The 23,102-nt window shown below is 64.7% G+C and carries 26 protein-coding genes; 8 read left to right on the top strand and 18 right to left on the bottom strand.

Annotated features, from left to right (window positions below; genetic code table 11):
* The first annotated feature begins 2 nt into the window (after positions 1 to 2).
* The 3 genes from ACFFDA_RS04940 (at position 3) to ACFFDA_RS04930 (ending at position 2,270) form a co-directional block, all read left to right on the top strand.
* Positions 3 to 1,229 (top strand): acyl-CoA dehydrogenase, encoded by a 1,227-nt coding sequence (locus tag ACFFDA_RS04940; protein WP_404476546.1) that lies wholly within the window; start codon positions 3 to 5, stop codon positions 1,227 to 1,229.
* A 73-nt stretch (positions 1,230 to 1,302) separates the two neighbouring features.
* Positions 1,303 to 1,902: a malonic semialdehyde reductase gene (locus tag ACFFDA_RS04935; RefSeq protein WP_404476545.1), complete on the top strand. Its 600-nt coding sequence runs from the start codon at positions 1,303 to 1,305 to the stop codon at positions 1,900 to 1,902.
* A gap of 167 nt (positions 1,903 to 2,069) precedes the next feature.
* Positions 2,070 to 2,270, top strand: a complete 201-nt coding sequence (locus ACFFDA_RS04930) for a hypothetical protein (protein WP_404476544.1) — start codon at positions 2,070 to 2,072, stop codon at positions 2,268 to 2,270.
* 17 nt (positions 2,271 to 2,287) lie between these two features.
* Here ACFFDA_RS04930 and ACFFDA_RS04925 read toward each other — a convergent pair whose 3' ends face one another.
* Positions 2,288 to 3,010, bottom strand: a complete 723-nt coding sequence (locus ACFFDA_RS04925; RefSeq protein ID WP_404476543.1) for a TetR/AcrR family transcriptional regulator — start codon at positions 3,008 to 3,010, stop codon at positions 2,288 to 2,290.
* Between the two features lie 143 nt (positions 3,011 to 3,153).
* Here ACFFDA_RS04925 and ACFFDA_RS04920 point away from each other — a divergent pair, with 143 nt between their 5' ends.
* Entirely contained in the window at positions 3,154 to 3,615 is a 462-nt protein-coding gene (locus ACFFDA_RS04920; RefSeq protein WP_404476541.1) for a VOC family protein, read from the top strand.
* A 133-nt stretch (positions 3,616 to 3,748) separates the two neighbouring features.
* On the top strand, positions 3,749 to 4,585 hold the full coding sequence (locus ACFFDA_RS04915) for an SDR family NAD(P)-dependent oxidoreductase (RefSeq protein ID WP_404476539.1): 837 nt from the start codon (positions 3,749 to 3,751) through the stop codon (positions 4,583 to 4,585).
* A 201-nt stretch (positions 4,586 to 4,786) separates the two neighbouring features.
* On the opposite strand, the gene ACFFDA_RS04910 is transcribed toward ACFFDA_RS04915, so the two are convergent.
* The 11 genes from ACFFDA_RS04910 to ACFFDA_RS04860 form a co-directional block, all read right to left on the bottom strand.
* The gene (locus ACFFDA_RS04910; RefSeq protein WP_404476537.1) at positions 4,787 to 5,164 is read right to left on the bottom strand and encodes a carboxymuconolactone decarboxylase family protein; all 378 of its coding nucleotides are present in this window, start codon (positions 5,162 to 5,164) and stop codon (positions 4,787 to 4,789) included.
* Between the two features lie 35 nt (positions 5,165 to 5,199).
* The gene (locus ACFFDA_RS04905; protein ID WP_404476535.1) at positions 5,200 to 5,961 is read right to left on the bottom strand and encodes an SDR family NAD(P)-dependent oxidoreductase; all 762 of its coding nucleotides are present in this window, start codon (positions 5,959 to 5,961) and stop codon (positions 5,200 to 5,202) included.
* Positions 5,962 to 5,978: 17 nt separating this feature from the next.
* Positions 5,979 to 7,262 (bottom strand): MFS transporter, encoded by a 1,284-nt coding sequence (locus ACFFDA_RS04900; RefSeq protein ID WP_404476532.1) that lies wholly within the window; start codon positions 7,260 to 7,262, stop codon positions 5,979 to 5,981.
* On the bottom strand, positions 7,259 to 8,101 hold the full coding sequence (locus ACFFDA_RS04895; RefSeq protein WP_404476531.1) for an SDR family oxidoreductase: 843 nt from the start codon (positions 8,099 to 8,101) through the stop codon (positions 7,259 to 7,261). The genes ACFFDA_RS04900 and ACFFDA_RS04895 overlap by 4 nt, the downstream gene beginning before the upstream one ends.
* Positions 8,102 to 8,377: 276 nt before the next feature.
* The gene (locus ACFFDA_RS04890) at positions 8,378 to 8,662 is read right to left on the bottom strand and encodes a hypothetical protein (RefSeq protein WP_404476529.1); all 285 of its coding nucleotides are present in this window, start codon (positions 8,660 to 8,662) and stop codon (positions 8,378 to 8,380) included.
* A 372-nt stretch (positions 8,663 to 9,034) separates the two neighbouring features.
* On the bottom strand, positions 9,035 to 9,676 hold the full coding sequence (locus tag ACFFDA_RS04885) for a glutathione S-transferase family protein (RefSeq protein ID WP_404476526.1): 642 nt from the start codon (positions 9,674 to 9,676) through the stop codon (positions 9,035 to 9,037).
* Between the two features lie 5 nt (positions 9,677 to 9,681).
* Positions 9,682 to 10,098: a limonene-1,2-epoxide hydrolase family protein gene (locus ACFFDA_RS04880; protein ID WP_404476525.1), complete on the bottom strand. Its 417-nt coding sequence runs from the start codon at positions 10,096 to 10,098 to the stop codon at positions 9,682 to 9,684.
* Positions 10,099 to 10,191: 93 nt separating this feature from the next.
* Positions 10,192 to 10,974 (bottom strand): hypothetical protein, encoded by a 783-nt coding sequence (locus ACFFDA_RS04875; RefSeq protein ID WP_404476523.1) that lies wholly within the window; start codon positions 10,972 to 10,974, stop codon positions 10,192 to 10,194.
* 34 nt (positions 10,975 to 11,008) lie between these two features.
* On the bottom strand, positions 11,009 to 11,842 hold the full coding sequence (locus tag ACFFDA_RS04870) for an SDR family NAD(P)-dependent oxidoreductase (protein ID WP_404476521.1): 834 nt from the start codon (positions 11,840 to 11,842) through the stop codon (positions 11,009 to 11,011).
* Between the two features lie 37 nt (positions 11,843 to 11,879).
* Positions 11,880 to 13,271 carry a phosphotransferase family protein gene (locus tag ACFFDA_RS04865; protein WP_404476519.1) on the bottom strand — a complete coding sequence of 464 codons (1,392 nt, stop codon included), beginning with the start codon at positions 13,269 to 13,271 and terminating at the stop codon, positions 11,880 to 11,882.
* Positions 13,268 to 13,666, bottom strand: a complete 399-nt coding sequence (locus ACFFDA_RS04860) for a nuclear transport factor 2 family protein (protein WP_404476517.1) — start codon at positions 13,664 to 13,666, stop codon at positions 13,268 to 13,270. Before ACFFDA_RS04860 ends, ACFFDA_RS04865 begins: the two co-directional genes overlap by 4 nt.
* Positions 13,667 to 13,839: 173 nt before the next feature.
* On the opposite strand from ACFFDA_RS04860, the gene ACFFDA_RS04855 reads away from it, so the two are divergent.
* Positions 13,840 to 14,343, top strand: a complete 504-nt coding sequence (locus ACFFDA_RS04855; RefSeq protein WP_404476514.1) for a hypothetical protein — start codon at positions 13,840 to 13,842, stop codon at positions 14,341 to 14,343.
* 29 nt (positions 14,344 to 14,372) lie between these two features.
* Positions 14,373 to 15,317, top strand: a complete 945-nt coding sequence (locus ACFFDA_RS04850; RefSeq protein WP_404476513.1) for a phytanoyl-CoA dioxygenase family protein — start codon at positions 14,373 to 14,375, stop codon at positions 15,315 to 15,317.
* A 63-nt stretch (positions 15,318 to 15,380) separates the two neighbouring features.
* Here ACFFDA_RS04850 and ACFFDA_RS04845 read toward each other — a convergent pair whose 3' ends face one another.
* Positions 15,381 to 15,818, bottom strand: a complete 438-nt coding sequence (locus ACFFDA_RS04845) for a nuclear transport factor 2 family protein (RefSeq protein WP_404476512.1) — start codon at positions 15,816 to 15,818, stop codon at positions 15,381 to 15,383.
* Between the two features lie 17 nt (positions 15,819 to 15,835).
* Positions 15,836 to 16,642, bottom strand: coding sequence for an SDR family NAD(P)-dependent oxidoreductase (locus ACFFDA_RS04840; protein ID WP_404476511.1), 807 nt, complete (start codon positions 16,640 to 16,642; stop codon positions 15,836 to 15,838).
* A 210-nt stretch (positions 16,643 to 16,852) separates the two neighbouring features.
* Here ACFFDA_RS04840 and ACFFDA_RS04835 point away from each other — a divergent pair, with 210 nt between their 5' ends.
* The gene (locus ACFFDA_RS04835; RefSeq protein WP_404476508.1) at positions 16,853 to 18,088 is read left to right on the top strand and encodes a cytochrome P450; all 1,236 of its coding nucleotides are present in this window, start codon (positions 16,853 to 16,855) and stop codon (positions 18,086 to 18,088) included.
* Positions 18,089 to 18,836: 748 nt separating this feature from the next.
* Here the strand turns inward: ACFFDA_RS04835 and ACFFDA_RS04830 are convergent.
* The 4 genes from ACFFDA_RS04830 to ACFFDA_RS04815 form a co-directional block, all read right to left on the bottom strand.
* Entirely contained in the window at positions 18,837 to 21,179 is a 2,343-nt protein-coding gene (locus ACFFDA_RS04830; RefSeq protein WP_404476507.1) for a TonB-dependent receptor, read from the bottom strand.
* 148 nt (positions 21,180 to 21,327) lie between these two features.
* A complete protein-coding gene (locus ACFFDA_RS04825) occupies positions 21,328 to 22,386 on the bottom strand; it encodes a hypothetical protein (protein ID WP_404476505.1) in 1,059 nt (352 codons plus the stop codon).
* Complete coding sequence (locus ACFFDA_RS04820) at positions 22,379 to 22,570, bottom strand: hypothetical protein (RefSeq protein WP_404476503.1); 192 nt, start codon at positions 22,568 to 22,570, stop codon at positions 22,379 to 22,381. Before ACFFDA_RS04820 ends, ACFFDA_RS04825 begins: the two co-directional genes overlap by 8 nt.
* Complete coding sequence (locus tag ACFFDA_RS04815; protein WP_404476500.1) at positions 22,567 to 23,091, bottom strand: LLM class flavin-dependent oxidoreductase; 525 nt, start codon at positions 23,089 to 23,091, stop codon at positions 22,567 to 22,569. The genes ACFFDA_RS04820 and ACFFDA_RS04815 overlap by 4 nt, the downstream gene beginning before the upstream one ends.
* Between the last annotated feature and the right edge of the window lie 11 nt (positions 23,092 to 23,102).

Genomic DNA, 23,102 nt, shown 5'->3' with positions numbered 1-23,102 from the left:
GTATGGCTACAATCGTAAAAATCGAGGCCGGCGTAGACGACGGCTTTGCCGACAAGACCGTCGCAGACGCATTCGTCGAGAAAGCCCGCAGCCTGCGCGCCTTTCTCCAAAGCGAAGCGCCGGCCGGCGAAAAACGGCGCAGCCCTACCCCGGCAGTCCACAAGATGCTGACCGATGAAGGTTTCCTGCGCCTGCTCCTGCCCCGGCGCCTCGACGGTTTCGGCCTGTCGCCCTCCGATTTCTGTCGCGTGCAGATCGAGATCGCCAAAGGCGATCCGGCGATCAGCTGGGTCATGCAGATCATCAACGGCACGAGCTGGATCACCAGCCTCGCCCCCGACAGCGTACAGGATGCGGTCTTCGGCGAGGGGCCCCAGCCCGTCTGCGGCGCCTACAACCCGCCGGGCAAGGCCCGCAAGGTCGACGGCGGCTGGATCATCAACGGCAAGTGGCCTTACATGTCCGGCTCGCGCCAATCGACCTGGGCGCAGCAGGGCGTGGTGCTGGAAGGCTATGACGGCCCCGTCGTTCCCGGCATCAACATGTGCTACCTGCCGATGGATGCCATGACCATCGAGGATACTTGGTTCGTGACCGGGATGCAGGGCACGGGCTCGGACACCGCGGTTGCCAAAGACGTCTTCATTCCCGACGCCCAGATGGTCCTGATGGATGAACGGGCCGGCCAGATCGACCGCACCAAGCGCCATTTCGGCGCGCCCTCGGACCTGCTTCCCGCAGTCCCCGTAGTGCGCACCACGGGCGTTGCCCAACTCGTCGGCGCGGTCGAGGCGATGCTCGAGATCGTGACCGCCGAATCGGCCAAGAAGCCGGTACTGACGACCTTCATCACGCCGCGCACCAATTCGGGCGCCTACATGCGCGACCTCGGCGAAGCGGCGGCAATGATCGACACCGCCAAGCTGATCCTGTTCGACATCACCGCCAAGCTCGACCGCGTCGGCCTGGGCGAGGAATACACCCTGGCGGAAAAGGCGCGCCACCGTGCAGGAACCGCGCAGATCATCGAACTGGTCCACGGCGCCAGCGAATCGCTGATGTTCCAGGCAGGCTCGTCTGGCTTCGCGACCGACAAGCCGATCAACCGCTACTGGCGCGACGTGTCCATGGCGACGCGCCACATCCAGAACATCCCGACCATCGGCTACGAGATCTACGGCCGCAACACGGCAGGCGCGGACCCGATCTCGCCTCCCGGGTCCTACTGATCGCGACGCGAGCCGCCCGCTTGAACGGCGGGCGGCGGCAGCGTGGCCTGGCGACGAAAAAGAACGCCCCGGCATGACAGACACCGCGGATTTCACCGAGAAGGCAATGCTCGACCGCCTGTTCCTCCAGGCACGCAGCCATAACGCCTGGTCGGACCGCCCGGTAGACGATGAGACCGTGCGCCTGCTCTACGAGCTGACGCGATGGGGGCCGACGACCGCAAACAGCAATCCGGGGCGCTTCGTCTTCGTCCGCTCCGCGGCAGCCAAGGCAAGACTGCTGCCGCACATCAATCCGGGAAATGTCGCAAAGGTGGCGGCCGCTCCCTGCACGGTTGTCATCGCCGGGGACACCCGTTTCCACGAACTCTTTCCCAAGCTGTTCCCCGCGCGTGACATGCGCGCGTCCTTCGAGGGCCAGCAGGAGCTGATCGAAGATACCCTCGCCCGCTCATCGACTTTGCAGGGCGCATACATGATGATGGCGGCGCGCGCCTTGGGCCTCGATTGCGGACCGATGTCGGGGTTCGACAAGGCAGGCCTCGACGCCGAATTCTTCCCCGACGGGCGATGGCGCAGCAACTTCCTGTGCAACCTGGGCTACGGCGATGCCCAAGGTCTCTTCGTCCGCAATCCCCGCCTCCACTTCGACGAAGCCTGCCTCGACCTCTAGCCAGCACCCCCTTCAGGATCCGCAAACGCCCACCCTGAGCAGGCCCGATGCCAGGAAAATCCGGAAATCTTGGGCCATGCACTCCACATGCGGCAGGCCCGTCAGGGGGCGGGTGAGGACCAACATCATGGCCGGCCTGCGCTCCTTCGGAAGGCCGACCGATATCCGTGGACCAGGCCCGGCACTTCTCGTTGATGGACGCGGCCGAAGTTTGCGAGATGGTGCCCGAAGCGATCCTGGCGAACCGCGTCATGTTGCCCACCCATGCCAACGTCCGGGGTTTCCTGGTGCAACGCGCAAGCGACTGGTACGGTTTAATCGACCGCCAGATCGACGATCCCCCCATTGTCGCTCGCGCCACCAAATGACGCGCGCACGATAGCGTTTAGGTCCGTGGCTGGCCTGCCCCTGCAGAGGGAAGCCTAACCGTGGCGCAGCCGTTGAGGAAAATGTCCACGACCCGTTCGGCCGCCCGCCGAGGATCGCGATACTGTTCGGCGCTCGCCGGCTCGAGAATGACGTTGTTGGTGAAGAACACCATCTGCATGAAGTGACGGCTGAGAAACCGTGCGTCGTCGCCGGCGAGATTGCCGCTCTCGATCATCGAAGCGAAGTATTGCTCCAGCGGCACGCCCTCGTCGCAGTGCAGGATGCCCAGGCATCGCCCGCTCAGTTCGGGGTGGGTGATCGACGCGCTCAACAGCACGCGCACGAATACGTAGAAAGGCCTGGTGCCAAACACCGGCCGCAACATCCGCCGCACATGCTGCTCGGCGAAATCGACCAGCACCTCGCGGATCGGCCGGTCGGTGCGCAGCAGCGCACGCGACATGACCGGATTGGAACCGGCCGCGTCGATCATGCACTGAGAAAACAGCTCAGTCTTGTCACCGAAGAGTTGATAGATGGCAACTTTGCCCACCCCGGCGGCCTGCGCGATGTCGTCGATCGTGGCCCCGGCGAACCCCCGGTTGAGGAATATCTCGGTGGCCTCGCGCATGATGCGCATGCTCCGTTGCGGGGAATCGCATTCGGCCAGCTTGAGATGTCTGGGCTCAGCAGCGAACGTAATGCCTTTTTCCGTCGAATCGACGGCGCCGATGGTCATGCGTGCCTCTCTCGTCGTCGGGGATTTTTCTCTTGTCTTCCGTCGCCTACACCAAGCGGGCAAGTTCGCGCCCTATCGGTCGGCAGGGGTGCCCCGCGTTTCCGCACCTAACTTGCGTCAAACCAAACGGGAGAACAATCGTCATGATCGGATCGGCAGGCCCCTTCGGGCGTTTCTTCCAGATCGGCTACGTCACGCACGACATCGCCAGCGGCCTTGCTATCCTCGAAGGCACGATGGGCGCGCGGCGCATCGACCTTCTGGAAGATTTCCGCGATGCGAACGGCGACCCCGTGATGATCCGCGCGCTATCGCACCTGAGCATGGGCGATGCCGAGATCGAGCTGATCGAACCGCGCGCCGACTGGCCATCGGTCTACCTCGATGCCCTGCCGGCCGACGACCGGACGATCGCGCTGCACCACATCGGCTATCGCCAGCCCGACGTCGCGGCATGGACCGCCGCGCGCGACCGGGCGCAGGCGGCAGGCCTGGCGATCTCGATGGAAGGCTACACGCCGCATGCCCATTTCGCCTATATCGACACCAGGGCGACGCTCGGCCACTATACTGAGGTCGTCTACCGGGAAGACCGGCCGCATTGAACAGGTAGGCTCTCCAACCCATCCCCACCGCCCTGCCCCCCGATAGGCAGGCGTCGCTTCGCGGACCTCTGTCTGCAAACAGCATCGTCCGGGCCCGCGGGTGCCGGCGACGAATGAGAGGAATAGACGACCAATGCGCAAGATCGACCTGCCCGAGCTGGACCGGGCCGCCTTTACCGAAAAGTACGGCCCCTGGGCCGTCATCGCCGGCGCATCGGATGGCACCGGCGCATGCTATGCGCAGCAACTCGCCGCGATGGGGATCAACCTCGTCCTCGTCTCGCGCCGGCAGGCCGCGCTCGATGCGCTGGGCGAACAGCTCGCGTCCGAACACGGCATCGAATTCCGCACGCTCGTCGCCGACCTTACCGAGCCGGGTGCCGGTGGCCGCCTGGTCGAAGCGACCGCGAACCTCGACGTAGGCCTCTACATCTCCAATGCCGGTGCGGACGGCGCGGGCAACAGCTTCTTCGCCTCGCCGGTCGACCGCTCGCTGCGGCTGCTCACGATGAACGCCGCCAACGTGCTGGAAGCCAGCCACGGCTTCGGCAACCGCTTCCTCGCGCGCGGCAAGGGCGGCATCGTCGTCATGTCCTCAGGCGCGGGCCTTGGCGGCCAGCCGTGGCTGGTCATGTATTCGGCGACCAAGGCATTCGAGCTGAACTTCGTGGAATCGCTGTGGGCCGAACTCGACGGGCAGAACGTCGACGTTATCGGCGTCGCCGCCCCGATCATGGACACGCCCACCCTGCGCAAGGCGACCGAGGGGCTGGGTATGGACTATTCCATGGCCTACGACCCCGCCGACGTCTGCGCGCTGGCGCTGGCGAGCCTGGGCAAGGAACCGCTGGTCCTGGTGCCCGACGGCCCCGACGAGGCGAAGATCCCGCAGATCCAGGCCGAGCGCAAGACGCGGCTGCTGGCGCTGGCCGAATGGGGCAAGGCCTATACCGCAGCGGCGGACGCCTGAGTCATGGCGGCAACCGAACATCGGTAGCGAACAGGTCGATGTCGTCGTCATCAGTGCCGGCCACAACGGCATTGCCGCCGTCGGATACCTCACGCGCGCGGGCACGGAGGTCGTCGTCGAGCGGCTCGACAAAGTCGGCGCCATGGCGCGCTGAGCGGAACCGTCCGCGGCCCCCTTGCTGAGAGCCGCCGGCCGGTTCGCTCAGGCCATCTTTTCGATAATCGCCTTGGCCACCTGCCGCGCCGTGGCGGCGGCAGGGAAGCCGGCATAGCCGCTGGCGTGGTAGATAACCTCTTCCAGTTCGGGTATCGTAACGCCATTCTTCATCGCCAGCGGGAAGTGGTACTCCATCTCCTCGGTCGCGCGCAGGGCGATGAGGATGCCCAGCGTCACCAGGCTGCGATCGCGCGGCCCCAGTCCCTCACGCGACCACAGGGTGCCGAACGGGTAGAGCACCGCCAGTTCCCCGATCTCGCCGCCGAACTCCTTCTTGGCGACCGCCGCCTTCATCGCCGTGGCCACCTCCGGGCCAAGCAGGCGGTTGACGACCTCGTAGCCTTTTTCCATCGCATCACTCATGGTTCGTCTCCTTGCATGGGAAAATCGTGTCCGTGTCAGCCGGTCTGCCCGGAAGAGCCACCGCTCGCGACAAGCGTTTGTCCGGTGATGAACGAGGCCCGGTCCGACAGCAGCCACAGCGCGGCCTCAGCGATCTCGCGCGCAGTGCCCATGCGGCCCATCGGCCCGAACATCCGGTCGGGCGCAACGCCCTGGGTGGCGATGAACTCGCGCATGCCCTCGGTGTCGGTCGAGGTGGGGCATACCGCATTGACGCGGATGCCTTGCCCTGCAAACTCGCTCGCGGCGCTCTTGGTGATGCCGATCAGGCCGAACTTGGAGGCCGTATAAGGGATCATCTTCGGCGTCGCGGCAAGGCCGGCGAGCGAGGCGGTGTTTACGATGGTGCCCCCGCCCTGCGCCAGCATGACCCGGATCTCGTGCTGCATGCACCACAAGGCGCCGCTCAGGTTGACCGCCAGATAGCGCTCGAACATCGCCGCGTCGACGTCGAGCAGCGAGAGCGGCGTATGGCCTATGCCTGCGTTGTTGAACGCGCAGTCGAGCCGGCCATAGGCGCCCACCGTCGCCGCGACGAGTGCGCCGACTTGCGCCTCGCTCGTCACGTCGGTCGCCATCGCTTGCGCCTCGTGCCCTTGTGCCCGCAAGGCCGCCGCCACCGCCTCGACGCCTTCGCCGTTGACGTCGGACAGCATCAGGCGCGCACCTTCGCTTGCGAAAAGCTCGGCCGCGGCCTTGCCGATGCCCGCCGCCGCACCGGTGATGACCGTGACTTTGCCAGCCAGTTCCTGGGTCATAGAAGCATTCCTTTCGTTCATCTCGTCTCGACCGAGCGACGCCAGCGCCGCATCGCGGTGAAATAGGCCGCCGCGGTCGCCAGTTGGAGCACCGCGATGGCCGCCATCGCCGGCCGCAGGCTGTCGCTGCCCAGCGTCGGCAGGAAGTGGTCCGACAGGCGCCCGACCGCCAGGGGCCCGAGGCCCGAACCGATCAGGTTGCACAGCACCGCGAAGAGACTGAAGCCCACGCCCGTCAGCCGTGGCGGCGCGATCTCGCCGATCGCGGCGTTGCTGGGTCCCGAATAGGCGATGGCGGTGATCCCCCACAGGCTGAGCGCCACCAGCGCCACCACCGCGCTGGGCACCAGCGCCGCCGCCAGCCCGGCGACGCCGTTGGCGATCGCGCAAAGGCCGATGACGAACAGCAATCCGCCCCGCCGGCGCGCCTCCGCCTTGTCCGCCACCGCCGCCAGCGCCAGGCTGCCCACGGTGCCGAACACGCCGAGCCCCAGCGCCACCGCCGCCCCCGCCTGGGTCAGCGTGAAGCCGTGCACCCGGATCAGGAACGAGACCAGCCAGGCACCGATGCCGGCGTTGACGGTGGAAAACAGCACTGAGCCCACGTAGATCGGCCGCAGCCGTGCATCACGCAGCAGAAGCAGCGCATCGTGGAAGATGCCCGAGCGCTCGGCCGGATCGATCGCGACGCGCGGCGGTTCGGGCACCAGCAGCAGGATCGCCACCGCCAGCACCAGCCCCGGCGCACCATAGAGGAAGAAGACGGTGCGCCAGCCGTAGTTCGCCGCGATGTAGCCGCCGGCCATGAAGCTGACGATCACCCCCAGCCCGGCCCCTGCAAAGAACAGGCTGGAGACGGTCGCGCGCTTCTCCTTGCCGAACAGCGGATGCAGGATCGAGAGCGAGACCGGCGCCCCGCCCGATTCCGCCGCGCCGACCAGCACGCGCGCGATCGCAAGGTGCCAGAACTGCGTGGCGAGGCCGCACAGCACGGTCACGCCGCTCCACACCGCAACCAGCAGCGTCAGGAGCCGCACGCGATGCGTCCGCTGGATCAGCCAGCCGACGGGAATGCCGACGCAGGCATACGCGACGCCGTAGAGGATACCGGTCGCTAGCCCGACCTGGGTGTCGCTCAGGCCGAACTCGGCCTTGAACAGCTCCTGCGTCACGATGATCGCGTTGCGGTCGAGCAGGTAGAAGAAATAGACGAGCGTGGTGAGGCCGAGCACCAGCAGCCGGCGCCTGCGGCTGGGCAGCGATGCCTCGGCGCCGGCCCCCGGCGCCGGCGGTAAGGTCACGCTTTGTCGCCGTGCTGCAAGGTGCCCGTCAGCCCGCCATCGACGAGAATGTCGGTGCCCGAGATGAACGAGGCCTTCTCGGATGCGAGGAACTCGACCACGTTGGCGATCTCCAGCATGGTCCCTTCGCGCTGGATCGGCGTGGCTGCCAGCAGGTTATACTTCATTGGTTGCTTCTCGAACTCGAGCGCGCCCATCGGCGTGGCGATCAGGCCCGGCGAAAGCGAGACGAGCCGCAGGCCCCGCAGCCCCCAGTCCTTCGCCCGGCGCTTGCACATGCGATTGAGCGAGGTCTTGGACAGCAGATAGGCGGTGGAGGAATCCGCGCCCTCGCCCACCAGCGCTTCCAGCTTGTCGATGACCCCGTCCTCGAGCGGCGCGTCGAGCAAATCCTGGATCTCGGGTGTCAGCGGCTTCATGTGCCCCGCCATCGAGGAAATGAATATCGCCGCGCCACCGCTCGCCATGATCGGGCGGAACGCCTCGGCGATGCGGGTGGCGCCGACGATGTTGACTCCGATCACCGCGCGAAAATCCCCCATGCTGGGCGACAGGCCGACGACGTTGCACAAGGTCCGTACCGGCCCCGCGTCGCTCGCCGCCTCTGCCAGCGACGCGACGTGCGCCGGGTTGGTGACGTCGCACGAGAAGGCCACGGCATCGTACCCGTCGCCGCGCAGCGCCTGCGCCTTCTCCTCGGCGTGGTCGAGGTTGCGGTCGGCCAGCAGCAGCCGGTGATCCTGGCCGATCCGGCGGGCCACGGCCATGCCCATTCCGCCGGCGCCGACGATGACCGCCAGCGGCCAATCCGGGCGTTCGCTCGTTCCTACCTTGACCATTTCGGGCGCTCTCCTCGGATCGATTTTGGGTTGTCCGGCAGGTCATAACGGACGACCGCCCGCCAGACCTCACGGCGAAACCGGACAGTTCAGGCGGCTCGACGCATCCCTGGTGTCGCAGGTCGAGCCCGCATGTTACCTGTCGACAGACGGGAAGGACGATAAAATCGGTCCCTCACCCGTGCACCGGGGCTCTCTCCACCGCACGGGCGACGGCAGTAAAGACATCGAGGTTTTCCGGCTGCCTATCATGGTCGAGCTGTGGCCCGTAGCGCACTACGAGCCCGGTCGGGCCGCCGTTGAACCAGGCCTGCGCCGCTCGCTGATCCGCGCGACCGGCCCGACCAGCGATCCCTCGTCGATATAGTCGTCGGAAACGCCGGCCCGCGCGAAGCACCGCTGTAGGAGCGGAGTGAACGGCCCCATCAATCCGCGCGCCCAGTTGGCGGCATCCAACCGCCGATGTTCGCACCAGGCATGGCGGTGGCCGACGGGATCGGCCCCGCCATGGCCGCTGCTGGCGAGGCGCTGCACCGTGGCAACATGATGGTGGTGGCGCACAAGATCGTCTCCAAGAACGACGGCCACATGGTGGATATAGCCGCAATCGCACCGGGCGCGTCCTTAGCAATGCCGGGATCGAAGCCAGCAACTGGATAGGCGACCTATGCACTGGCCGGGCTCAAAGACACTGATCGCGGCTGGGGCCTGAAGGACTAGACCTGGCAGACTATGGCGATAGTGCGCCAACCCGCCCCTGACGGGCGCGCTGAGCATCGCACACCCGATCTTGCCGATGAGCAACTTGCCGGTGCGCACGCAGGTAAGGACCGAGGCGAGAATGTCGGCCGGGGTGACGGTCGCCCCGCGCTCGGCGAGGACCGTGGCGGTTTGACGGCCGATCCGCTGCCCCGCTCCTCGTCTATGTGCGTTTCAAGTGCGCCCACCGCCGAAACGATAAGGCACCGGAGCCGCGATCGCCCGCTGGTAGGCGGGCCGTTCATACAGCAGCCCCAGCCAGGCATTGATCCGCGGATAAGCCTGAAGCGAATGGAATTCCCGGCCCAGTTCGGCGATGAAGCTGACCTGGATATCCGCCGCAGTGAACCTCTCCCCCATTAGATAGGGCCCGGGCTCCAACCCCGCTTCCAGATAGCCCAGGACATGGTCCATTTCGGCGATCGCAGCGTGCATGAAGGCGGTGTCGTCGAGCTTGAAGGCCCTTCCCCAGGCGAGGAACATGATCGGCGCCGTACCGATCGAGACGGCGAAATGCATCCATTCTAGGAACCGCAGTAGGTCCGGTCCTTCGCGATCGGGCACCAGGCGGCCATCGTCGTATCGCGCCAGCAGGTAATCGGCGATTGCCCCGGATTCGACGATGCGGCGGCCCTCCGCCTCCAGTACCGGCGCCTTGCCGATGGGATGCGCGGCCTTGAGCGCAGGCGGCCCCTTGAGCGTGGCGGGATCGCGCAAATGCGGCACGACCTCGAATGGGCAGCCCAGTTCCTCGAGCAGCCATACCGTCTTCTGCGAGCGGGAATCGTTGAGATGATGGACGCGGGGCACCGTCATCGCGCTTACCCCGCCGCAGAAACGACGTGCGCCACGTCGGTACCCATCTGTCGGGCGATGTCGCTGGTATCCCAATACTCCCGCCAGGACACGATCAGTCCCTCGTCGTCGCATTCGAACACGGCGCAGACGCGCGAGGACACCTTGTGATCGCCCTTGTGCAGCGTGACGTGGTCCGAACGCTCGGTGAAGACGAAGCGTCCGTTCGCGGCGCTCGCATGAATTTCACACTGGCAATCGTAATACGTCAGATACTGCTTCTGCAGCGCCGCGATGATTGCTTCGCGCCCCTTGAAACTGGCGGTCGTGGGGACCAGCGGCTGATAGACGCCTTGCGGCGCGAAATAGGTTCCGAGCCGCGCGAAATCAGGCGCGTCGTGAAATTCTTCCAGAAACGCAAGGACCTTTTGATGAATATCCATGACACGCCTTTTCATTGCAATGTCCTCACCGCTTGGCACCCCGGCTGATGACTCGTACCTAAACAAGGATAGGGTCGGTTCGATCGACGCCCGTCAGTGCACCGCCAACTTGTCGAGCCCCTGCGTGCGCACGTCCTCGCCCATTCGCGCCCTCGCCCGCTCCTCTTCGCCAAGGCCGGCGGCCGTGGGATGCTGGACGTCATCCTTGGTGAGACGCGCGGTGGCGGGGTCCCATTGGGTGATGCGAATGCCGTCTGGCAACAGCAGGTGCCTGGCTCCCAGGATGGCATCCGCGCCCGACCACGCGTCTCGTGCGGCTGCTGCGTCGTTCGTGCGATAAATCGCCACGTAACGGTACTTAGGCTGGACGGGAATCATCTGGCCGAAATCGCGGTACACAAGGAATGCGGCGGACTTTACGCCCGGCCGCTCCGCAGCCTCGCCAAAATAGTGCTCAGCGTACCATTTGGCGAACTCTTTTCCGCGCCCTTCGACGCATGCGAATTCTTCGAGAACGACACCGCCCTCATGCCCGGTTTCGGGGTCGTTGTCCTGGAAACGCAGCGGGTAGTAATGAAAATCGTACAGTTCGCCGTCGTCGATCGCACTCGATACCTGCATGCGCGAGGTAAGCGCGTTATCGAGATGCTCCCTGCTGAACCGGACGGGATCGAAGACATCGTAAAGCGCAAGATACTGCCAGTCGAAATCTTCGGGAGCGCAAGGCTGGGCGTCGGCGAGGCGGAAGCGCTGCGCCGCGATCGACCCGCGAAACCGCAGGGCGTCCCGGACGTGGATATTGGTGTACCAGTCCTCCATGTCCGCTTCGCGGCCCGGTATCGCCTTCGTAAGCACCACGAGCACCGCATCGATCATCGCATCCTCCCTGTGATTGGCTTGGAACGTAGCCTTACGCGACCCCGAGGAACGAAAGCGGCGCGCCCATCGTCGCCCGGTAGGACGGAGGCTGCTTGCCGCCCTCGTCCGATACGCCATAGCGCTCGCCCAGTTCCGCACCGATCAGCGCCTTGCCTGACAGTGCCGGCAGCTCCGGATCGTCCGCGAGGCGATCGAGCACCAGCGCGGAAAATTCAGGCGTCTCCCAGGAAGGCAGCATGGCGCGCAATTCCTCGGGAATGTGCTCCGGCGGCATCGCCTTCACGGCGTCGGTAAGGATGAAGCCCGGCCATAGCGACACCGCGCTCACGCCATGAGGCGCGAGATCGACGGCCATGTCGGCGGTCATCTTGTCCGTTCCCGCCTTGGCAGCGCCATAGGCCGGTCCATGGAAATACGAGACCGCGCCGTAGAATGAAATGCTGGCGATCAGACCCTTGCCGTGCGGCACCATCAGCTTCGCGGCATGGTAAGCCGCGACGTAGCTGGAGCGCAGACCGACCTCGATCATGTCGACTAGCTTGAGCGGCTTTTCCCAGAACGGCCCGGGCGCAACCAGATCAGCAGGATAGACGGCAGCGGCATTGTTGACCAGCAGGTCCAGCCTTCCCCCCGTCTGCTCGGCGAGGCGGGCGAAGGCGCCTTCCACCGCGCCATCGTCGCGATGATCGCATTCGAGGGCGAAGCCTTGCCCTCCGGCTCGTTCGATCTCCTGGACGACTTGCGCGAGTTGGCGGGCGTCCCTGCCCGTCACCCCCACGGTATGGCCACGAGAGGCGAAGCCACGGGCCATGCCGCGTCCCAATCCCCGCGTCGCTCCCGTCACCAGCACGATACGCTCTCTCATGATGTCTCTCTTCCGTTTTTCAAAACATCCCGTTCGGCTATTCGGAAATCGCCGACACGGGTTCTTCGCGCGTCACAGGCAGCACCACATTGCGCGCCGCAAGGCCAAGCCTGGTCGGCCCGAACACCTGCAGCCGCCTGCCTTCGATGGCCGCGAGTACCGCAATGATAGCCGCATCCCGAGAGGCAGGCGCTTCCAGCACGTGGTCCTCCAGAGCCTGCTCCGCGTCGGCCCAGTGCGCGAATGCGGTGCCCAGCAGCGCAGAGACGTCCGCGATGTTGCGTTGTGTCATCCAGACGCCGTAATCGTCTGCGCGCTGGACCCATTCGACCAGTTCGGACACTTGCTCCCTGTGCGCGGCCGGGCCCTCGCCCGTCACAGGCAGCGATTGCAGCGTGTCCACCAGCTTGGCCAGCAGCGGCGCATTGCTCTGGGCCGGATCGGGCAGCGCGGGCAGCTCGGGCAAGGCGACGCCGCTCAGGCGCGACAGCGCGAGCAGGATGGATCGGCGCAGCGACAGATCGAACATCAGGTAGACCGAATGCGGATCGCCGGGACTTGGCTTGCCGACGGTCCCGGCGAACTGCATCGTTCCCAGCAGCGAGAACTGCAGTACATGGAAGACGACGGCGTCGTGATCGACCGGCTCTCCGATCGCCTCCTCGTAGTAGCGCACCAGTTCGGCCAGCGGCGCCCCGAGCGGCTCGTAGCTGTTGCGCATGCCCATGGTGGCGATATCCACCAGCGGATCGCCGATCATCGAGAACTCGAAGTCGTAGAGCTTGGTCATCTCCCCGCCATGGACGAGGTATTGCCCGGAATCGAACTGGATGAAGCTGCCCTTGGAGCGGTTGCCCGGAACGTTGCGGCGCAGCCACTGGATGACGAATTCCAGCAGTGGCTCGGGGCGGCTCTTGGTCCGCCGGTAATGGGGCATGTAGGCATCGAGCCCCGCCAGGGCGATCGCCTCCGCCCCTTGAGGCGCCGCGATGCCTGCCGCCACGAACGGTTCGAGCGGCAGGGCATGCATAGCCGCGACGGCGCGCATGTAGTCCCGCCCGATCGCGCTGCGCACCGGGTCATCGAGATCCGAAAAATCCCGGGTGCCCTCGATGGCTTCCATCACGATGCACGGCGGATCGGCGAGGTAGCCGTGGATTTCGGGTACCGGCAGACCGTGCCGGTGCAGGATTTCGATCACGTCGGCCTCGCGCTTGAGGTCGGGAAAGATCGAAACGTCGCCGCCGCGATCGCCACGCAGGTGAATGCGGCGGACGGAACCGTCGACCCGGACGTCAACGAACCACGAAGGCCGCCAGCGTATCAGTCTCTCGAGACCGACGACTTTGCCCCCCGTCAACTGTTCGACGAAATCGACGATGCGCGCGACGGCGGCCTCGTCGTAGTTGTTGAGGCCTGCCTCGGTCACTGCGCCTCACTCCCTTGCACCGCGAAAGCTTCCGCCACGGCCTTGGTATCCATGTACTCCTTGCCCGACACGATCCGGCCATCGCGCACGATCAGCAGGTTGTGGTATTCGTTGCGATAGACGCGGTCGGGGAAAACCATCTCGCCGCGCACCTCGATGGCGACGCGGTCGCCTTCCGCGGTGATGCCGACGACCTCGGCAGTGCGTCGCTGCGCCGTGAGCAGGCCACCTTCGACGCCGGCAATGAATTGCTCCCGGCTCATGTCGCCGTGGCCCAGGATCCACCAAGTGCATTCGGGATGCTGCAGCGCCTCGATCGTGGCGATGTCGCCTTCCTCGACCGCCCGCATGTAGCTGCGCGCAACGGCCTTGTTGGCCTCGATGTCGGTCATCATCCGTTCTCCGTTGCCGCCGGACGGTCCTGCCGCCTTCGTCGCCGCCGCTTCTCTTGACGTCATGTGCAGTGGGTGGCGCCCTTGCGAACCCTATCGGAAGGCGGGTGGTCTCGTACCCGGTCTTCCGCACGATGGCGCACGAACACCGGAAACGAACGGTCGTGGGGACGGAGATGGACGGCAAGGACACGACGATGAAACGGTGCACCTATATGGGGGCAGTCGCCGGTACGTCGATGTTCCTGGGCATATGGCCGGTGGCGCGCATGTTCCCGCCGCTGGGCCCGGCGATGCCGGCGGCCGCGGTAGCCGCCCATTACCGCGATCTACTACTCTATGTTCACCCGAATCCACCTGGTCCATGTGCTCGTCGGGCTTGGCGTGCTGTGTTTCATACTGTCGCATTTCGACCGGACTGGCCGTATGCCCAGCGTTGCGCTGATGGAGGGCAGCGGCGCCTTCTGGCATCTCGTCGACCTGCTGTGGATCGTCCTCTTCGCCCTTCTGTATCTGCTGGGAAGGAAGCTCCCGCAACGCTCCCGATCCTGCGCAGCCGGTTCCTGCTGGTCGGGCGCGAGTTCATGGAGCTGCGCCACGCCCCGCCTTTGCTGCTGTGGCTATTCCAGGGATGGGTCGTCGCGGTCTGCGCGATGCTCCTCTTACTGTTTCTGATCTGATTTTCACCGCGCCAAGGAGAGCAAGCGAAATGCGCGAATTGATCGTGTCGAACCACGCGCTGGGCGATCGCCAGGCGCTTGACCGGATATGGACCGAACACGGCTACTGGTTCTTCCGCGACGTTCTTGACCAGGATGCCCTGGCCGCCCTTCGCCGCGAATACGTGTCGCAACTCAAGGCGCTCGAACTCGTCGATTCCGAAGATGGCGAGCCGCTGTGGAACGGGCGCCCGATCGTCGATTTCCCCGCTACCTTCGATGCTCTGCACCAGCGCCGGGTATGGCAGTCCTTCGTCAAGGACCCCAGGATCAACGCCTTCTTCGAAGAAGCGCTGGGCGACGAAATCTACTGGATTCCCATCGATTACTACCGGCTGGTCGCGCCCACGCCCGGCGGTGACGACAAGGCCTATCTGGGCCTGCACCAGGATGGCATGTCCAATCCGGGCATAGATTTCGTCACCTGCTGGATTCCGCTCAACGACATCGACGAGAAAGTCGGCGGCCTCGTCATCGCCGAGGGCCAGCACGAGCGCGGGTACATGGACGTGGTGGACGGCAAGGTCGGGTTCACCGCCGGCCCGGTCATCCCCGAGGATAGCTGGAGCCGCGCGCACTATCGCCCCGGCGACGTGCTGATCTTCATCAAGTCCATGCCGCATTACGGCCTTGGCAACAGCTCCGACAGGTTCCGCCTTTCGCTGGATATTCGCGCGGTCCGCCGGTCGAGCAACCTGCCGGTGGTCGGAACGGTGAAGGCCAGCAGCGCGGACCAGGTTACGATCACGACCGACGAGAGCGGAGACGTCACCCTCTATATCGACGACGAGACGAACCTGCGCGGTCCGGCACCGGGCAGCCCGAATCCCCTGCCGATAGTCCGCGCCCAGGTGCCTGAACAATTGCCCCCCGGAACGGCCGTGATGGCGACCCGCGAAGGCGAACGCGCCTTGGTCCTGCGCCCGCACCTTTGAAATGCGATCACCCGCCGTGGAGCGGCCAATGTCGCCGCCACGACAGGGGCGGTCCCGTTCAGGTCAGGCGGGGACCGCGCTTCCACCGGCAGCCGCTTCGTCGATGCCCATCTTGCGCGTCAGGTCGGCCATGTCGAGATATTCGCGCCAGCGCGAGATGAGGCCCTGCTCGTCGAACTCGTAGATCGCGACCATCTGGTGGGGACAGGGGCGGCCCATGATGATTGCCGTATCCGAGCGCTCCTGCATCACCATCCGGTCGTTGGACACGATGTTGACCTCGTTGCACTTGTTGTTGGTGGCGAAGGCCATCTGGCGGACGATCTCTTCGCGCAGCGCCTCCTTGCCGCGCACGAGCGGGCCGCCCGGCACCCATAGCTGCCACTCGGCATCGGGAGCCATCATGCCCAGGATCGCCTCCACGTCCGGCCGGCTCTCGTCGCTGCCGTCGCCCCAGGCCGCGCAGAAGGCGCGAACCTTGGTTTCCAGTTCAATGCCCATGTCTCTCTCCTGTCGGTTCAGCCGTTGGCCAGTTTGCGGGTCACGCTGATGAACGGTACGGTGCAGCTCTGCCCGCCATCCACGGGATAGAGCATGCCGTTGACGTAGCGGGATTCGTCCGAGGCCAGGAAAAGCGCCATCGCCGCAATGTCCTCGGGCTCGCCGATGAAAGGGGTGTTGAGCACGTCGAGGAACAGCCGGTCCATCTCGGGCGTCGACCATTCCAGCTTAGCTGGGGTCTGCGTGGGGCCGGGCAGGATCGCGTTGCTGCGGATGCCCTGCTTGCCGTAGGTCGCCGCGATCGACTGCACGAACCAGTTGAGCGCCGCCTTGGACGAGCCATAGCTGTAGGCGGTGATGTCGCCGCCCATCGAACTGCCCGACGACGTCGAAATGATCGAGCCGGCCTTTCGCTCCAACATATGCGGGATTGCCAGTTTGCTGGCCAACACCGCCCCCAGAACGTTGACGCGCAGGTTCGCAAGGAAGATTTCCGGATCGAACGCCAGGAAATCCATGTCGCGCATCGCATGATCGCGGTTCACGTAGAGCGCATTGTTGAATAGCACGTCGATGCGCCCGAAATCGGCGACCGTCTGTCCGATCATGCGTTCCAGATCGCTTTCCTCGCCCACATCGACTGTCATCGCCCGGACGACGCCACCCGAATCGCGAACCGCCTGCGCAGTCGCCTCTGCAGCTTCCCCCCGGATATCGGCGACGATGACCGTCGCGTCCTCCCGCGCGAAGGCCAGAGCGCTGGCACGGCCGATGCCACTCCCCCCGCCGGTAACGATGCAGACCTTTGCGTTTAGTCTACCCATGGAAGCGATCTCCTCAGCCGTCTCGCACGGCCATCTTCGACGCTCGGAAGCGCCGTCCCAATCTCCACGGGGCGCGCGGATGCAGCAGTTGGCACCTGTCGACAGGCAGGAGAGCCGCCACCGACGGGAACTGACGGGTTTTGATGGTTGGTCTTGCGATCGCATCGGCGGGATAACGAACATTCGAATTTGAACGCCGGGAGAGAACGGATGGCGACCCAATTTGTCGAAAACGTGGAGGGGCTGGAGTTCTCCGATTTCGACCCCTTCAGCGCGGAATTTCGCGAGCAACCGGAAAAGTATCACCCACTGCTGCTGGCGGAATCCCCCGGCTTCATCACGATGGAAGGCGTGCCGTCCGCCTATGTCGCGGACTTTGCCCAGTGCCAGGCCGTCCTGCGCAACTTCAAGGCCTTCTCCAGCCTCAAGCCCAAGGGCCTTCCGGGGATGGAGCGCATCGACTTCTTCAACGGCCTGCCGGTGATGAACTATTCTGATCCGCCAGACCATACGCGCCGCCGCAAGGTCGTGAACCCCGCTTTCACGCCCAAGCGCACCCAGATGCTGAACGAGCAGGCGGCCATCCTCATCGACTCGCTGATCGACAAGATCCTGGCCGAGGGCGGCTCGTTCGAGGCGCTGGGCGACTTCACCAAGGTCATGTCGATCGATACCCTGCTGCGCCGCTTCATGGGGATCGAGGACAAGGATCAGCCGATCTTCATGAAGTACGTCATGACCCTGCCCCTGCTCGACAAGATGCGGCCGGGCGACCCCAAGCCCCAGGCCTATCTGGATGCCTGGGCCGAAGGCGCCGCGTTCTGCAAGGAGCAGCAGGAACTGGCGCGCCGGGGCGAATGCCACAACCTCGTGGGCGTCATCGCCGACGGCGCCGAGGACGGCGCCATCAACGACGACGAAATGATGGCGATGATGATCGTGCTCCTGATCGGCGGCGTGTCGACCGTCGCCGGCGCGGCGGCCGCTTCGCTGATGAACCTGGCCAAGCACCCCGAAATCGCCGAACGCGTGCGCCAGGACCCGTCGCTGGCAATCAACGTGCTGGAAGAAAGCATGCGTCTCGACCCGCCAGTCTCGCTGGTCATGCGGTTTTCCGCCGGAGACAACGAAGTGGGTGGAAAGGTCATTCCCAAGGGCATGCCAACCTACGTCATGCTGGGCGTCGCGTGCCATGACCCGAAAGTCTATCCCGACCCTTACACGTTCGACATCGACCGCCCGAACCTCAAGGATCACCTGGCCTTCGGCTATGGCATGCACACCTGCATCGGCAATGCGATCACCCGCAACGTCGTGCCCGTGCTGATCCAGAAGGTCGTCGAGCGCATGCCCGGCCTGCGACTGGCAGATCGCCCGGACGCCCTCGAATGGGATACTTCGACACCCCGCGCGCGTCATATCGGCAAGCTTTACCTGCAGGCGTAGCAACTCGCGCATCCCTGCGCACTTCTGGGCCGCAGGCAGTCTTTCACGGGTTGCCTGCGGCTGTTGCAACGATCGTTGATACAGCCCGTCTCGCGGCAGGCTCGCCTGCCCCCTTGCGACGTCAGTACGTTCCGCAGCGGCGCCAAGCGTAAATGCCCGCGGCGTTGGGCATCCTAGGGGCGGCTTCAAGCGAGTTTCTGGACAAAAGCCTGGATGGCGCGAACCTCCACGAGGTCGCAGCCGTGGCCGCATCGGACGGGCGACGATCTACACGACAAGTCCGACTTGTTCCTCCACCGCGTGTTACGGTCGGTCCCGTACGCGATGGAGCTCTGCGTGCGGTGCTCGATCCGGCCCTACCGGTAGAGAAAGTGCTGAAGCGGATTGCGACGATGCACCTCTTACGCATGACGAGCATCGTGAGAGGTGAATGACCGCTCTACGAAGTGGTCCCCAGACTGGTCGGCGCGTCGATCAACAGCGGCGGCCTTGCACGGCAGTGCAAGCATATTTTCCGCAAAGCCTTGGTATTTCCCCAGGCACCTATTTTGCGCTGTCGCAGATCATATTCTTCGCCAACCCGGTGATTCTGGCGTCCGAACCGCACCGAAACCCGATCAGATAAATGCGCTCGACACGCGGACCGTCAGCATTTCCTGAACGGCTGCCGCACCTGCCCATAGCCGTAGCCGCGGCATGAAAAAAAGGCCGGCGAGCGCTCCTCCTCGCTCGCCGGCCCGGCATACGCTCAGAACTGATAGCGCAGCCGCACACCATACTGGCGTGGCGCGCCAAGGATCACGGTCTTGAAGCCCGCCCCGGGACCGTCGAATGCACCGTTCTGTTCGTACACCTTGTCGAACACGTTGTTCATGTAGAGGCTGATTCCGGCATTGCTGCCGAATACGTTATTGTAGTCAAGTCGGGCATTGACCAGCGTATATCCTTCAAGCGACGAGTCGGTGAAAGATACGTCGCTGGTCTTGTAAAGGTCCGCATGGGCCGTGAATTCAGAGCCATCATCTCCCAGCGGTGTCGTGTAGTCCGCACCCAGGGTGAACGTGCGCTTGGCGACGAAATCGAAGGCGATCGCGGAATTGGGCGGAATATACGCGGCAAGCTCCGCCGGAATATCGAATCCGGTCGACTTGGGCTTCAGGAAGTTCGCGCCATAATTCAACGTGAAGTGGCCGATCTTCAGGAAGCCATCGATGTCGATGCCGCTGATGCGCGCCGTTCCCGCGGTAATCAAAAGCGTACCGGACTGCGGATCGTTGGCGACGTTGCAATCGCCGTCCGGCGAGACTGGCGGAGCCGCACCGGGGGTGCAGCTGGCGACGATCGTGCGCACGCCTGAAACCGAAGCCGCGATGTTCTTGTGCCAGCCAACGAACCCGGAGATGTTGAAGCGGAGGCGGACGTTGTCCGCGAGATCCCAGTCGCTACGCACGCCGAGCTCCACGTCGGTGACCTTCTGCGGCCCGTAGGTCTGGAAGCGTGCGAGCGTGCCACCCAACGTCGGGTTGTTGATCCCGCCTGCGCGATAGCCACGGTGGGTAGTCGCATAGGCGAACAGGTCGGGGCTGATCTGCCAGTCGAAACCGGCCTGCCAGGTGGGAGCCTTGAACTTGACCCCATTCGTTGCGGGGAGTTGGAGAAGGGGATTGCTGGCGTTGCAGTCATCGGGATCGACGGTCCCGCCGGTCACCGTGTCCGTCGCCGTGCAGGCAGTGATCTTGTCCCATGTATAGCGGAAGCCGCCACCAAAGCGCAGGCCCTCGACCAGGTTGTCGAGACGTACGTTGACGTTACCGAACAGCGCCTTGCTGCGCTCGTGGTAGAAACTGTAGTTGAAGACGTTCAGATACGAGGTCGATGTGCTCAGCGCATTGCTGCCTGTGCCGGTCGGACCGAACGGATCACTCTTCAGGTAGAACCCTCCGAGAAGCCAGTCGACCGCGCCGACGGTTCCCTTGAGCTGCACTTCGTTCGTGTACTGTTCGGTATTGTTGATGGCACCGGCATGAAAGACGGTAAACGCCGCCCCGCCAAGCGCCGGATTGCCCGAGACGAGCGGACCAAAACCGCCAACGTTTGCATGGTAGTCGACCTCCGTGCGGCGATAGCCGAAGATGTTTGTGAACGAGAGGTCGTCGGTGATGTCGATGTCGGTACGGTTGGTCACGCCGAGGCGACGGCTGCGATTGAGTGGTTCCCCGGTCACCGCCACGCTGCGAGGCCCGCGGGCCTGCTGGTCCGCCAGCGCCTGCAGCGCGGCCGGACGCAGCGCCAGTGCGTTGTCGAGCAGCGGGCTGAAGGAGCGGACGTTGCGGACGATAAACGAGTCGCCGTTGTAGTCGTTCTTGTAGTAGTCGAAGATCGTGACGTTCTTCACGCCGTCTACCGGCTCGATCAGCAGCGAGGCGCGAACAGCACGCGAATCGGTGTCGTCGAAGCGCTTCCCATTCAGGATGTTCTTGGTATAGCCGTCGTGCGTCTCCATCCGCCCGGCTACGCGAAGCGCAACCTTGCCGTCGATAATGGGCACGTTGAGCGCTCCCTCGAGCGATGCATTGTTGTAACGTCCATAGGACGCTTCCACGTAACCCTCGATATTATAGGTCGGCGCGGCGGGATAGAACAGTACTGCGCCGCCGATGGTATTGCGTCCGAACAGCGTGCCCTGGGGTCCCTTGAGGACCTGTACGGAGGCAAGGTCGTATGTCGCAACGCTGCTGCCAAAGGTCGGCTGGGGAACGTCAGCGAAATAGCTGACGACGGCGGGCGAGTTGAAGCCGCTGCGGGCCTTGGCCATGCCGCGAATCTGGAAAACCGAATTCTCGCGGCCGCCGGAACCGCCGAGGTAGACGCCGGGCGTCCTCATCATCAGGTCGGCCGTATCGGTAATGCCAGACTTGGCGATATCCGCGCCGCTCAGCGCCGTAACCGAAACCGGCGTCGACTGCACGCTTTCCTCGACGCGGCGCGCGGTAACGACGATGTCTTCCGAACTCGACACGGGACGGCGCGCTTCGGTCTGGGCCGCAGCCGTATCCTGTTCCTGCGCATGCACCGCGCCAGCGACCAGCATGGAGCCTATCGAGCATGTCGCGAATAGAAAATGCTTCATTGTGTTCCTCCCCGGGAATGTTGGGTCGCAGTTACGTTTGCGATCGCAGCCCGTTGAGCATACCGGTCGTGTGAAGGCCATCTGCCAAGACGCGCCAGTTTTTCAGAGTTTATTTCGATTTTGTGACCGAAAGTAGGACGTTCCAAGAGCGGCTACGCTGTGGCGCAGCCGCGATGCGCGCGGCGAGACGGTCGGTCAGCCGATCCAGAAGGGCGTTCCTGTCGCGCGAGACATCAAGTCCGGCTGCGAAGTTCGGCCCGTTGGCCGCCCGCATCATGCACGACCATTGTTCTCCAAGTCTTCGTGCATCGCCTGTGCCTTGATACTCGTCCCAGAAAGGATCGGGCGATTCGAAGAGCGACAGGTGATCGATTTCCAATCCCGGAACCTCACCCGACTGCAGCGGCGCGGCTACCTGGGCGAGCGATCGCCCTGCGGACGGGGCCGTCATGCGCTGCGTCTCGGCTTCGGTGAGGTGTCCCTCTTCCCGCAGTTCCACGATGCTTTGCCAGAACAGCCCTGCCATCCATTCGAAGCCCAGTTCGCTCTCTCCGCGTCCCATGAACTGACAGATCAAGCGGCCGCCAGGGCGCAGTTCGAGATTGCGCGCAGTCAGGAATTGGAGCCAATCGCGTGCCAGCACATCGTCCACCGCGTCGCGAGCCGCCTGTGATGCGCTGAAGACGGCCCAGGCGTGATCGTCCACCTCCACCGGGCTCTCGCTCATCCAGTGCAGGGCGTTCGACGACCATCCCAGATCGACGCTGGATGGCGGCAGGATCGCTTCGAAGTACGAGCGGCCGATCGCCGTCGGATATACCGCGGTGCGACCTGAAAGGTAGCTGGCCGGGTCGTCGGCCAGTAACGTGAACAACGAGGTGAAATCGTTCGACGGCAGATCGGCATGAAAGACCTGCACCGGCCGATCCTCATCCTGCTGGCGCATCAGATCGATGGCGCGTCCCATCGGCCCCATCGAATTGCGCCCCTGCGACGCGCCATAGTCCGCAATCACCGCGAGGCCGGCGCTTGACTGGCCGATCAGACGGGCCGCCTCCTCCAGCAGAGGCAGCGCCGTCTGCAGGTTGGCATGCTGCAGGCCCGAGTGGCGGTTGTAGAGCCCGCCGCCTTCCATGGCTGCGGTCTTCGAACCGAGGGGCTCATTCATAAAACACATCCGCTATGCGCTGGCCATAAGCCACCGCTTTTTCCTGCGACAGGCCGTGATGGGGGACGACGGGAGTGATGGCATCGGCGTGGCGGGCCCGTTGGGCCACACGTTCGCGCACGTAGTCGGGCGGGCCGGCTACAGCGATGCTCTCCACCATCGCATCGGGGCAGGCAGCGATCATGGCGGCGAGATCGCCCCGCGCGAAGGCGGCCTGTATCGTGGCGGCTTCCCGGCCAAAGCCGATGCCCTCGAAGTGGCGCAGATACTGCGGCGACTGGCTGTAATAGGCGACCGTTGCCCGGCAATCCTCGATCGCTTCGCGGCGATCGCCCGGATCATGCTGACGATCTCGGCCATGTGGGCCAGCGGCTTGCCGTAGGGCGAGCCGAACGACCCTTCGATCTGGCTCTGCGCGCTCGAACCGAGGCCCAGAACCACCCTGCCGCCGCTTATCAGGTCCAGGTCGATCGCATTGCACGCGGTCTCCAGCGGGCTGCGCACGAAGGCGAGCGCGATGCCGGTGCCCAGCTTGAGCGTCGATGTCGCCGGTGCGACCGCCGCAAGCGTGGCAAAGGGCGCGCCGAACATCTGCGGCGCCCATACGCCCTCCACCCCGGCCCGCTCGAAGGCGCGAGCCTGCGATGCCAGCGCTCCACCGGCGATCGGGATCAGTTGCGCCCACACCTTCCGGACAGCAGCCATGCCCCCGCGCC

This window comes from Novosphingobium sp. BL-52-GroH (genome assembly GCF_044813085.1).
Classification (GTDB): Bacteria; Pseudomonadota; Alphaproteobacteria; order Sphingomonadales; family Sphingomonadaceae; genus Novosphingobium.
Note: the sequence above shows the minus strand (reverse complement) of the source record. Positions and strands in the feature narration are given on the sequence as shown.